At 59.9% G+C, this 12,457-nt stretch carries 9 protein-coding genes and 1 tRNA gene; all 10 read left to right on the forward strand.

The window, feature by feature from the left end; all coding sequences use genetic code 11:
• The first annotated feature begins 129 nt into the window (after window positions 1-129).
• The 10 genes from rpmG (at window position 130) to rpoC (ending at window position 12,348) form a co-directional block, all read left to right on the forward strand.
• The gene (gene rpmG / locus MAIT1_RS17950; RefSeq protein WP_085445105.1) at window positions 130-285 is read left to right on the forward strand and encodes a 50S ribosomal protein L33; all 156 of its coding nucleotides are present in this window, start codon (window positions 130-132) and stop codon (window positions 283-285) included.
• Window positions 286-314: 29 nt separating this feature from the next.
• Window positions 315-390 (forward strand) — tRNA-Trp (locus tag MAIT1_RS17955).
• 85 nt (window positions 391-475) lie between these two features.
• Complete coding sequence (secE, locus tag MAIT1_RS17960) at window positions 476-670, forward strand: preprotein translocase subunit SecE (RefSeq protein ID WP_241893502.1); 195 nt, start codon at window positions 476-478, stop codon at window positions 668-670.
• 59 nt (window positions 671-729) lie between these two features.
• Window positions 730-1,260 (forward strand): transcription termination/antitermination protein NusG, encoded by a 531-nt coding sequence (gene nusG / locus MAIT1_RS17965; protein ID WP_085445145.1) that lies wholly within the window; start codon window positions 730-732, stop codon window positions 1,258-1,260.
• A gap of 140 nt (window positions 1,261-1,400) precedes the next feature.
• The gene (rplK, locus tag MAIT1_RS17970) at window positions 1,401-1,829 is read left to right on the forward strand and encodes a 50S ribosomal protein L11 (RefSeq protein WP_085445188.1); all 429 of its coding nucleotides are present in this window, start codon (window positions 1,401-1,403) and stop codon (window positions 1,827-1,829) included.
• 14 nt (window positions 1,830-1,843) lie between these two features.
• Window positions 1,844-2,542 carry a 50S ribosomal protein L1 gene (gene rplA / locus MAIT1_RS17975; protein WP_085446210.1) on the forward strand — a complete coding sequence of 233 codons (699 nt, stop codon included), beginning with the start codon at window positions 1,844-1,846 and terminating at the stop codon, window positions 2,540-2,542.
• Between the two features lie 209 nt (window positions 2,543-2,751).
• Window positions 2,752-3,276: a 50S ribosomal protein L10 gene (gene rplJ, locus MAIT1_RS17980; protein WP_085446211.1), complete on the forward strand. Its 525-nt coding sequence runs from the start codon at window positions 2,752-2,754 to the stop codon at window positions 3,274-3,276.
• Between the two features lie 76 nt (window positions 3,277-3,352).
• Window positions 3,353-3,739, forward strand: a complete 387-nt coding sequence (gene rplL, locus MAIT1_RS17985; protein ID WP_085445221.1) for a 50S ribosomal protein L7/L12 — start codon at window positions 3,353-3,355, stop codon at window positions 3,737-3,739.
• A gap of 221 nt (window positions 3,740-3,960) precedes the next feature.
• Window positions 3,961-8,049: a DNA-directed RNA polymerase subunit beta gene (gene rpoB / locus MAIT1_RS17990; RefSeq protein ID WP_085445247.1), complete on the forward strand. Its 4,089-nt coding sequence runs from the start codon at window positions 3,961-3,963 to the stop codon at window positions 8,047-8,049.
• Between the two features lie 93 nt (window positions 8,050-8,142).
• Complete coding sequence (gene rpoC / locus MAIT1_RS17995; protein WP_085445249.1) at window positions 8,143-12,348, forward strand: DNA-directed RNA polymerase subunit beta'; 4,206 nt, start codon at window positions 8,143-8,145, stop codon at window positions 12,346-12,348.
• Window positions 12,349-12,457 lie beyond the last annotated feature (109 nt).

Genomic DNA, 12,457 nt, shown 5'->3' on the forward strand with positions numbered 1-12,457 from the left:
CGACGCCCGCTTACCGACGATTGAGCACCATCCCAAGGGCGTCCAGCAGATGCTGGGCGCCGTTGGTTTTTCAATACTTTTCGATTTGTGGGCGTGCTACGGCGCGCACCCTGTAGTCTGGAGTCTGAAATGCGCGAGCTCATCAGCTTGGCTTGTGAAGAGTGCAAGCGTCGCAATTACACCACCGACAAGAACAAGCGGAACCATCCTGAAAAGATGTCGCTGAAGAAGTTCTGCAAGTTCTGCGGCAAGCACACCGTTCACAAAGAAGGCAAAATCAAGTGAAATCGTGGTTTGCGTAAAGCAGCCCCGATAGGACAGTAGCTCAATTGGTAGAGCATCGGTCTCCAAAACCGGCGGTTGGGGGTTCGAGTCCCTCCTGTCCTGCCATACGCCTTCACACCGCCGCGCTTCCGCAAGGGAGCGCGGCGCGTGCGCCGAACCACCTTGTAAATGCGCGGATAAGGCTTTCGCTATGATGGAACGCGTTTCCCAGTTCCAGTCCTACCTGACGGACGTTCAGTCCGAAATCAAAAAGGTGGTCTGGCCGAGCCGCAAAGACACCACCCAAACCACCATCGTGGTGTTTGGCATGACTGTGGTGATGTCTCTGTTCCTGTGGCTGGTGGACACCATTTTGGCCTCCCTGGTCCAACTGGTCATCGGTTAACGACACGCGGCAATGCGCCTGAAATACGACGCGGGCCAATAAGACCCCAGGAGAGTTTCATGGCCAAAAAGTGGTATGTCATTCACGCCTATTCCGGCTTTGAAAAAAAGGTCAAAAGCACCCTCGAAGAGAAGGTGCGTTTGGCGGGTAAATCCGATCTGTTTGATGAGATTCTGGTGCCTTCCGAAGAGGTCGTCGAATTGCGCAAAGGCGCCAAGGTGACCTCTGAACGGAAATTCTTCCCTGGCTATGTGCTGGTGAAGATGGAGATGAATGACGAAACCTGGCACATGGTCAAAGATGTGCCCAAAGTGACCGGTTTTCTTGGCGGCGGCGGCCGTCCGCAAGCGCTGACCGACAGCGAAGTGGACAAGATTCTGCGCCAAGTGGAAGACGGGATGGAGAAGCCCAAGCCGAAGGTCACCTTCGCCGTGGGCGAGAATGTGCGCGTCATCGACGGCCCGTTTGTCTCCTTCAATGGCGTGGTGGAAGAGGTGGACGAAGACAAGACCCGTTTGAAGGTCTCTGTCTCCATCTTTGGCCGCGCCACTCCTGTGGAGTTGGATTTTGTGCAGGTGGAGAAGCTCTAAGCCGCCCTGGTTTGAGAGCGGGTTTGTGTTTTCCCGCGCTGATATTTCGCGCGGTTCATCAGGGCGAAACGTCGGTTATGACGTTTCGCGGATGCCTCCGGCGGGAGGGAGACCGTTTGCACCGCCGATGAGTGACAATCATGGCAAAAAAAATCACTGCGTATATCAAGCTGCAGGTTCCGGCCGGCGCCGCCAAACCCAGCCCTCCTGTGGGTCCGGCTTTGGGTCAGCACGGTCTGAACATCATGGAATTCTGCAAGGCCTTCAACGCGAAAACCCAGCAGATGGAGCCTAACAGCCCCGTGCCGGTGGTTATCACCGTGTATGCGGACCGCACCTTCTCCTTCGAGATGAAGACCCCGCCTGCTTCCTACTTCCTGAAGAAAGCGGCCAAGAAGGACAAGGGCTCCAGCGAGCCGGGCAAATCCCCCGACATCGCCAAAGTGACCTGGGCTCAGGTCGAAGAGATCGCCAAGGCGAAAATGGTCGACCTGAACGCCAACGACATTGAGGCGGCTAAGAAGATCATTGCCGGTTCCGCCCGCTCCATGGGCTACACGGTTGTTTAAGGGGAGGGATGAACATGGCCAAACTTGGTAAGCGCCTGCGCGCCAATAATGAAAAAATCGACCGGAATAAAGACTACTCCCTGAGCGAAGCCGTGGCTCTGGTCAAGGAGTGCGCCACCGCCAAATTCGACGAGACCGTCGAATTGGCGGTTAATCTCGGCGTGGATCCCCGTCACGCTGACCAGATGGTGCGCGGTTCCGTTTCCCTGCCCAAGGGCACCGGTAAAGTGGTGCGCGTGGCGGTGTTCGCCAAAGGCGAAAAAGCCGCTGAAGCCGAAGCCGCTGGCGCCGATATCGTCGGCGCTGAAGACCTGATGGAGAAGATTCAAGAGGGCTTCATGGACTTCGACCGCGTGGTCGCCACCCCTGACGTGATGGGTATCGTGGGTCGTCTGGGTAAGGTTCTGGGCCCCCGTGGCTTGATGCCCAACCCCAAGTTGGGCACCGTGACCTTTGACGTCAGCAAGGCTGTGACTGACATCAAAGCCGGTCAAGTCGCCTTCCGCGTCGAAAAGAACGGTATTGTCCACGCTGGCGTGGGCAAGGCCTCGTTCTCTGCGGAAGATCTGCAAGAGAACGTCACCGCTCTGGTTGAGCAGCTGCGCAAGATGAAGCCCAGCGCGGTGAAAGGGACCTATATGAAGCGCTGCTGCGTCAGCTCCACCATGGGTCCTGGCGTGAAGGTGGATCTGACCACCATCGGCGCCGAGTAAGCGATTTTGTGTTGACCCCGTTTCCGCCAGCGTCCCTCAGCTTCGCTGGCGCAGATGGGTTTCTCGTCCAAGACAGCAGGTGGTCGGAAGCGATCCGACCTTAATGGCTCCAACGCCTGCCGAGACGCCAAGATTGAGAGCAACTCCTTGTGAAGGCTCCCTTTGGCATTGGACGCATTTCCGCCTATCGCCAAAAGGAGGTAGCGTACGTGAATAAAGCTGAAAAGAGCAGTGTCATCGAGGAGGTGAAAGAGACCTTCTCCCAGTCGTCGGTGGCCTTGGTCGCCCACTACCGGGGCTTGTCGGTGGCCGAAATGACCGAATTGCGCGTGAAGATGCGCGATGCGGGCGCTGAGTTGCGCGTGGTCAAGAACACCTTGGCTCGTCGCGCCGCCAGCGAAGCGGGCATCGAGAATCTCAATGAGTTCCTCGTTGGCCCCACCAGCATCGCCACCTGCTCGGATCCGGTTGCTCCGGCCAAAGTGTTTTCAGAGTTCGCCAAGGATCACAAGAAATTGGAGATCCTGGGCGGGGTTCTCGATGGTGAGCGGATTGACCCGGCCGGTATTGAACGGCTGGCCAAACTGCCGCCCAAAGAGGTCCTCGTGGCGCAACTGCTGGGCGTGATGAATGGTCCGATCCGCGGCTTTGCGACGGTCCTCAACGCGATCCCCAGCGGCTTCGTCCGCGCTCTGGATCAGATTCGGCAGCAGAAGGAAGGCGCCGAGGCGTAAGCCTGGGTCTGCTTTCACCAAACACAAACGCTTCGCGGCTTGCCGCACACGTAACGAACATCAAGGAGTTTAGAACATGGGCATCTCCCAAGAAGAGCTGGTTTCCGCTATTGAAAACATGACCGTGCTGGAACTGTCCGAGCTGGTCAAAGTGCTGGAAGACAAATTCGGCGTCTCCGCCGCCGCTCCCGCCGCTGTGGCCGTGGCCGCCGCTCCCGGCGCTGACGCCGGTGGCGCCGCCGCCGAAGAGAAGACCGAATTCGACGTGGTTCTGGCCGACGCCGGCGCCCAGAAGATCCAGGTCATCAAAGCGGTTCGCGCCATCACCGGTCTGGGCCTGAAAGAAGCCAAGGATCTGGTTGAAGGCGCTCCCAAGCCGGTGAAAGAGGGCGTGTCCAAGGACGAAGCCGACAAGATGAAGGAAGAGCTCGAGAAGGCTGGCGCCAAAGTCGAGCTGAAGTAATCGCAACGACAATTTGTCGATGCGCCTGCGCTATTTCGCGTAGGGCTGAAGTCACGGGTTGGGGCGATGCATGCCCCCAACCCGTCATGCATTTGTTATGTCATTACCGTTGTCGCGCCCCGTTGGCGCCGCGAATGTCGTTCGCGAGGTCCGTAGTTGCGGTCCTCGTCCGCGCGCCTTGACACCGCCGACTCCACCATCCCGGCGACAGAGGAGATCCGATGGCTCTGAGTTTCACGGAGAAGAAGCGCCTTCGCAAAAGCTTTGGCCGCATCCCGACCATCATCGACATTCCCAACCTGATTGCCGTACAGAAGCAGTCCTTTGAGCGGTTTTTGCAAACCGGCAAGGACGTCTCGGAGATGAAAGACTCCGGTCTGCACGGCGTTTTTCTGTCCGTCTTCCCGATTTACGACTACGCCGGAGCCGTGAGCATCGATTACGTCGACTACGCCTTGGGCGAGCCGAAGTACGATGTGGATGAGTGTCTGCAACGGGGCATGACCTTCTCTGCGCCCCTGAAAGTGACCTTCCGTCTGGCCCTGTGGGACGAGAATGAGGACACTGGCGCAAAGACCGTGCGTGAAGTGAAGGAGCAGGACGTCTATCTGGGCGAAATGCCCCTGATGACCGATACCGGCACCTTCATCATCAATGGCACCGAGCGCGTTATCGTCTCGCAGATGCACCGCTCGCCGGGCGTCTTCTTTGACCATGATCGCGGCAAGACCCATAGTTCGGGCAAGCTGCTGTTCTCGGCCCGCGTGATTCCCTATCGCGGCTCCTGGCTCGACTTTGAGTTCGACCCCAAGGATCTGGTCTACGCCCGCATCGACCGTCGCCGCAAACTGCCGGTGACGACGCTGTTGCGCTCGCTGGGCATGGATGGGGAAGAGATCCTCAACACCTTCTACGCCACTGAGACTTTCCGCAAGAATGGTCTACTGTGGGAGAAGAAGCTGGATCCCGAAGCCCTGATGGGCGCGCGTCTGAACTACGCCATTGTCGATCCCACCACCGGTGAAGAGATCGTCAAAGCGAAGCGCAAGGTCACCGCCCGCGCGGTGAAGAAATTGCGCGAGCTGAATCTCGACTGGATGCAGATTCCCATTGAAGAGATTCTGGGCCGCTCCATCTCCAAGAATATGGTGGATGGTCAGGGCGAAGTGGTGGTGGAGGCGGGCGCCGAGATCACCGAGGATATGCTGGCGTGGTTCGAAGAGCAGCAGATCAATGAGATCGAGACCCTGTTCATCGATGGCGTGAGCGTCGGGCCCTACCTGCGCAACACCCTGGCGGTGGATAAGAACCGCAATCAGGAAGAGGCCCTCATCGATATCTATCGCATGATGCGCCCGGGCGAGCCGCCCACCCTGGATGCGGCCAAGAACCTGTTCAACAACCTCTTCTTCAACCTCGACCGCTACGATCTGTCGGCGGTGGGGCGCTTGAAGATGAACAAGCGTCTGAACGTCGATTGTGACCTGACCGTGCGCGTGCTGCGCAAGGAGGACATTCTCGGCGTGGTGGACATCCTGCTCAAACTCAAGGATGGTCACGGCAAGATCGACGATATCGACCACCTGGGCAACCGCCGGGTGCGTTCCGTCGGCGAGCTGTTGGAGAACCAGGTGCGCATCGGTCTGGTGCGTATGGAGCGCGCCATTCGCGAGCGCATGTCCTCCTCTGAAGCCGACCAGTTGATGCCCCATGACATCATGAACTCCAAGCCGTTCTCGGCGGTGATTCGTGAGTTCTTCGGCTCCTCGCAGCTTTCGCAGTTCATGGACCAGACCAACCCGCTGTCGGAGATCACCCACAAGCGGCGTCTCTCGGCTCTGGGCCCCGGCGGTATGACACGCGAGCGCGCGGGCTTCGAAGTGCGCGACGTGCACCCGACTCACTATGGCCGCATCTGTCCCATTGAGACCCCGGAAGGTCCCAACATCGGTCTGATCAACTCGCTCTCCACCTATGCGCGCATCAACGAGTTCGGCTTCATTGAGAGCCCGTACCGTAAAGTGGAGGACGGCAAGGTCGTCGATCAGAGCGAATATCTCTCCGCCATCGAGGAGGAGGGGTATGTCATCGCCCAGGCCAACGCCGAGTTGAATGAAGAGGGCGGTTTTGTCAGCGAACTGGTGCAGTGCCGCCACAAGCTGGAGTTCACTGTCTCCGCGCCGGAGAAGCTGGACTTCATGGACGTCTCGCCCAAGCAGATCGTCTCCGTGGCCGCCTCGTTGATTCCGTTCCTGGAGAACGACGACGCCAACCGTGCTCTGATGGGCTCCAACATGCAGCGCCAGGCGGTGCCGTTGATCAAAACCGACGCGCCGTTGGTGGGCACCGGGATGGAAGTCTCCGTGGCCAAGGACTCGGGGGTGACCATCACCGCCCGTCGTGATGGCGTCATCGACGAAGTCGACGCCGGGCGTATTGTGGTGAAGGCGGCGGAAGACGCCGCCGCCACCGAGCCGGGCGTGGATATCTTCAACCTGACCAAGTTCTCCCGCTCCAACCAGAACACCTGTATCAACCAGGTGCCGCTGGTCAAGCAGGGCGATCCGGTGAAGGCGGGCGACATCCTCGCCGACGGCCCCTCCACCCAGATCGGCGAGCTGGCCCTGGGCCGCAACGTGCTGGTCGCGTTTATGCCCTGGAATGGATACAACTTCGAGGACTCCATCCTCATCTCCGAGCGCCTGGTGGCGGAAGACGTCTTCACCTCGATTCACATCGATGAGTTCGAAGTGATGGCGCGCGACACCAAACTGGGCGCCGAAGAGATCACCCGCGATATGCCCAACGTCGGCGAGGACGCCCTGCGCAACCTCGACGAATCCGGCATCATCTATGTGGGCGCGGAAGTGAAGGCGGGCGACATCCTGGTGGGTAAGGTGACCCCCAAGGGCGAAACCCAGCTTACTCCGGAAGAGAAACTGCTGCGGGCCATCTTTGGCGAGAAGGCCTCCGACGTGCGCGACACCTCGCTGCGTCTGCCGCCTGGCGTCTCCGGCACCGTGGTGGATGTGCGCGTCTTCTCCCGTCGTGGTCTGGAGAAGGATGATCGCGCCAAATTGATCGATCAGGATGAGATCGCTTCGTTGCGCAAGGATATGATCGCCGAGCGGCGCATCATTGAGCGTGACGCCGACGAGCGCATTCGCGCCCTGTTGGTGGGCAAACCTGTGCGTAGCGCGCCGGGCCTGTCCGCTGGCGATGCGATCTCCCAGGCGTGGTTGGACAAGACCCCGTCCAGCCATCTGTGGGACGTGATCCTGGAAGATGACGCCATCACCCAGCAGATCGAGACCATTCGCGGCCACATCGACAAGGCCGCCGAGCGTCTGCAGAAGCGTTTCGACTCCAAGGTCGAAAAGCTCGAACGCGGCGACGATCTGCCCCCGGGCGTGCTGAAGATGGTGAAGGTTTACATCGCCGTCAAACGCAAGCTGCAGCCTGGCGACAAAATGGCTGGTCGTCACGGCAACAAGGGCGTGATCTCCAAGATCAATCCCATTGAGGATATGCCCTATCTGGAGGACGGCACTGCTGTGGATATCGTCCTCAACCCGCTGGGCGTGCCATCGCGCATGAACGTGGGTCAGATCCTGGAGACCCACTTGGGTTGGGCCGCGCGCGGCATGGGGGTGAAAATCCAGAAAGCGTTGGAAGCCTATCGCGCTGGTCATCAAAGCGAGTTGCGCAAAGCCTTCACCGAGATCTACGACGGGCCGTTTGAGTCCAAAGAGGTGGCGGCGCTGTCCGACGAGCAGTTGGTGGAGATGTCCAAGGAGCTGAAAAAGGGCGTTCCCACCGCCACGCCGGTGTTCGACGGCGCCGGTGAGACTGAGATCGCTTCCTGGCTGCGTATGGCGGGTCTGCCGGAGTCCGGTCAGGTGCGTCTGATCGATGGCCGCACCGGCGACTACTTCGACCGTCCGGTGACCGTGGGCATCATCTACATGCTCAAACTGCACCACCTGGTGGACGACAAGATCCATGCCCGCTCCATCGGTCCCTACTCCCTGGTGACTCAGCAGCCGCTGGGCGGTAAGGCGCAGTTCGGCGGTCAGCGCTTTGGTGAGATGGAGGTGTGGGCGCTGGAAGCTTACGGCGCCGCCTACACCTTGCAGGAGATGCTCACCGTGAAGTCGGACGACGTGGCGGGCCGCACCAAGATCTACGAATCCATCGTCAAGGGCGACGACACCTTTGAGGCCGGGGTTCCCGAGTCCTTTAACGTGTTGGTCAAAGAGCTGCAATCGCTGGCCCTGGACGTCACCTTGAAACGCGACGGCGCGGCGTAAGCCCGCCATCCACCCGGCGCGCCTACCAGCGCGCCGGGTGGTCGCATCTTGGTGATCTGTCCTTAGCGCTTTCGCACGTTTGAGGAGAACGGCATGAATATTCTCGATCCCAACGCCGAACATTCCCAGGACTCCGAGCCCCAGACCCCTGCGGCCGCTCAGGAGAGCCTGTTCAAACTCTTCTCCAAGCCCCTGCTGGGGCAAAACTTCGACGGAATTCGCATCTCCATCGCCTCGCCGGAGAAGATCCGCTCCTGGTCGTTTGGCGAAGTCAAGAAGCCGGAAACCATCAACTACCGCACCTTCAAGCCCGAGCGCGACGGTCTGTTCTGCGCCAAGATTTTCGGGCCGGTGAAGGATTACGAGTGCCTGTGCGGTAAGTACAAGCGCCTCAAGCACCGCGGCGTGGTGTGCGAAAAGTGTGGCGTCGAGGTGATTCAGTCGAAAGTGCGCCGTGAGCGCATGGGCCACATCGAGCTGGCCTCTCCGGTGGCGCACATCTGGTTCCTCAAGTCGCTGCCCTCGCGCATCGGCCTGCTGCTGGATATGACCCTGAAGGATCTGGAGCGCGTTCTCTATTTCGAGAACTTCGTGGTGCTGGATGGCGGCCTGACCCCACTTAAGCGCGGCGAGTTGCTCACCGAAGATCGCTATCAGCAGATGCTTGACGAGTATGGCGATGAGTTCACCGCCAGCATCGGCGCCGAAGCCATCCGCTACATGCTCTCCAATCTGGAGATGGAGTCGGAAGTCGAGACGTTGCGTGAAGAGTTGGCCACCACCACCTCCGAAGCGCGTCGCAAGAAGATCGTTAAGCGTCTGCACACCCTGGAGGCGTTCCTCGATTCCGGCAATAAGCCCGAATGGATGATTCTGGAAGTGGTGCCGGTGATTCCGCCCGAGTTGCGTCCGCTGGTGCCGCTGGATGGCGGTCGTTTCGCCACCTCGGACCTGAACGATCTCTATCGCCGCGTGATCAACCGCAACAACCGCTTGAAGCGTCTGTATGACCTCAAGGCGCCGGACATCATCATCCGCAACGAAAAGCGCATGTTGCAGGAGTCCGTGGACGCCCTGTTTGATAATGGTCGTCGTGGTCGCGTGATTACGGGCACCAATAAGCGTCCGCTCAAGTCCCTCTCCGAGATGCTCAAGGGGAAACAGGGTCGCTTCCGTCTGAACCTGCTGGGCAAACGTGTTGACTACTCCGGTCGTTCCGTGATCGTGGTGGGTCCTGAGCTCAAGCTGCACGAGTGCGGCCTGCCTAAGAAGATGGCGCTGGAGCTGTTCAAGCCCTTTATCTACAACCGCTTGGAAGAGCGCGGCCTGGCCACCACCATCAAGGCGGCCAAGCGCATGGTGGAGAAGGAGCGCGGCGAGGTGTGGGATATCCTCGAAGAGGTGATCCGCGAACACCCGGTGCTGCTCAACCGCGCCCCCACGCTGCACCGTCTGGGCATCCAGGCGTTTGAGCCGAAGCTGATCGAAGGTAAGGCGATCCAGCTGCATCCGCTGGTCTGCACCGCGTTCAACGCCGACTTCGACGGCGACCAGATGGCTGTGCACGTGCCTCTGTCCATTGAGGCGCAGATCGAAGCCCGCGTGCTGATGATGTCCACCAACAACATCCTCTCGCCGGCCAACGGCAAGCCCATCATCGTGCCCACCCAGGACATCATTCTGGGTCTGTACTACATGACCTCCGAGCGCATTGGCGTGTTGGGCGAGGGGATGATCTTCTCTAATCCTCTGGAGGTCCGCCAAGCTTACGACAGCAGCGCTGTGGATCTGCACGCCTCGATTCAGTGCCGCTTCCGCGGTAAGCGGGAAAAGACCACCGTGGGCCGTATCCTGTTGGCCGATGTGCTGCCGTCGAAGATCGAGTTCTCCTCCATCAATAAGCTGCTGACCAAAAAAGAGGTCACCAAGCTGATTGACTTCGTCTACCGCGTGGCGGGCACCAAGGACACAGTGATCTTCGCCGACCGTCTGATGAAAGTGGGCTTTGGCTTCGCCGCCCGCGCCGGCATCAGCTTCGGTAAGGATGATATGGTGATCCCCGACACCAAGTACACCATGGTGGAGGAGTCCCAGGAGAAGGTGAAGGAGATCGAACGCCAGTACGCCGAGGGTCTCATCACCGAAGGCGAGAAGTACAACAAGGTGGTCGACATCTGGTCCCACTGCACCGAGCGTGTGGCCGACGAGATGATGAAAACCATCTCTTCGGACAAGGTGGTCGACTCCGAAGGAAATGAGAAGGAGCAGCTCTCCTTCAACTCCATCTTCATGATGGCCAACTCCGGGGCGCGGGGCTCGGCGGCGCAGATGCGCCAGTTGGCCGGTATGCGCGGTCTGATGGCCAAACCCTCCGGGGAGATCATTGAAGCGCCCATCACCGCCAACTTCCGCGAAGGTTTGACGGTGTTGCAGTACTTCATCTCCACCCACGGCGCGCGTAAAGGTCTGGCCGACACTGCACTGAAGACCGCCAACTCGGGTTATCTGACCCGCCGTCTGGTGGACGTGGCGCAAGACTGCATCGTGCGCGAAGAGGATTGTGGGACCAACCTGGGCATCACCGTCACTGCGCTGGTGGAAGGCAACGATGTGGTGGAATCCCTGGGCGATCGCCTGTTGGGACGCACCCCGGTGGAGGATATCGTCGACCCCATCACCCATGAGGTGATCGCCAAGGGGCTGGAGATCATCGACGAGGACATCGTCGATCGCATCGAAGAGTCCAACGTGGATAAGGTGAAAATCCGCTCGCCGCTCACCTGTGAGACCCATCGCGGCGTGTGCGTGAAGTGCTATGGTCGCGACCTGGCCCGCGGCACCCCGGTGACCACTGGCGAAGCGGTGGGCGTTATCGCCGCCCAGTCCATTGGCGAGCCCGGCACCCAGCTGACCATGCGCACCTTCCACATCGGCGGCACCGCCTCCCGTGCAGTGGAGCAGTCCTCCCACGAGACGGTGCATGGCGGCGTGTTGCGCTACCACAACCTGATTACCGTGGAGGACCGCAACGGTAAGCAGGTGGTGTTGACCCGCAACGGTGAGGTCTCGGTGCACGAGCCCATTGCCAACGCCCAGGGCGAGATCGAAGGCGGTCGTGAGCGCGAGCGCTATCGGGTGCCTTACGGCGCGCGTCTGGCCGCGCCCAATGAAGGGCAGGTGGGCAAAGGCGAAACCTTTGCCGAATGGGATCCGTTCTCGCTGCCCATCATCAGCGAAATCGCCGGTGTGGTGAAGTATGGCGATCTGGTTGACGGCGTCTCTCTGCGGGAAACCGTGGACGAGACCACCGGTTTGACCAGCCGTGAGGTGATCGAGTGGAAGAGCCAGGGCCGCAAGAGCGACATGCGTCCGCGGGTGACCCTCAAGGATACCGAGTCCGGTGAAACCATGACCCTGCCCAACGGCTCGTTCAGCCGTTACTTCCTGCCGGTGGGCGCGGTGATCGTGGTCAAGGAGGGTGAAGAGGTGCAGGCCGGCGACATCATCGCCAAGGTGCTGCGTCAATCCTCCAAGAACCGCGACATCACCGGGGGTCTGCCGCGCGTGGTCGAACTGTTCGAAGCGCGTAAGCCCAAGGAGTTCGCCATCATCGCCGAGAACGATGGCGTGGTCTCCTTCGGCAAAGACCTCAAGGGTAAGCGGCGCGTTATCGTTACGCCGGAATCCGGCGATGGCATGGAGTATCTGCTGCCCAAAGGCAAGCACTTGGCAGTCAACGAAGGCGACTATGTGCGCCGCGGCGAACCGCTCATGGAGGGCTCGCCAGTGCCGCAGGATATCCTCAAGGTGCTGGGCCTGGAGGAGCTGTGCAAATTCATGGTCAATGAGATCCAAGAGGTCTATCGCCTGCAAGGCGTGCGCATCAACGACAAGCACATTGAAGTAATCGTGCGTCAGATGCTGCAGAAGGTGATGATCATGGATCCGGGCGACACCACCTTCGTGGTGGGCGAGCAGGTTGAGCGGGTCGATTTCGACCGTCAGAACCTCAAGACCGAGAAGCGCGGCGGCCGTCCGGCGACCTGTACGCCGTTGCTGCTGGGCATCACCAAAGCATCGCTCTCTACGCCGTCGTTCATCTCTGCGGCCTCGTTCCAGGAGACCACCCGCGTTCTCACCGAGGCGGCCATCTCCGGCCGCACCGATACGCTCAACGGTCTCAAGGAGAACGTGATTGTGGGCCGTCTGGTGCCCGCAGGCACCGGGCGCGCGCGTGAGGGCTTTGCCGCCTATGACGCGCCCTCTGAAGAAGAAAAAGCGGAGCTCGCTTCCCACTAAGTTACATAGATTTCACCGCCTTTTTCGGGTGGGGTCAGAAAAATTCACCCCACCCGAAAAAAGCCCTTGCAAGAAGACGGCGATTCTACTATATTCGCCGGACTCTAAC

This window comes from Magnetofaba australis IT-1 (genome assembly GCF_002109495.1).
GTDB classification, from domain to species: Bacteria; Pseudomonadota; Magnetococcia; order Magnetococcales; family Magnetococcaceae; genus Magnetofaba; species Magnetofaba australis.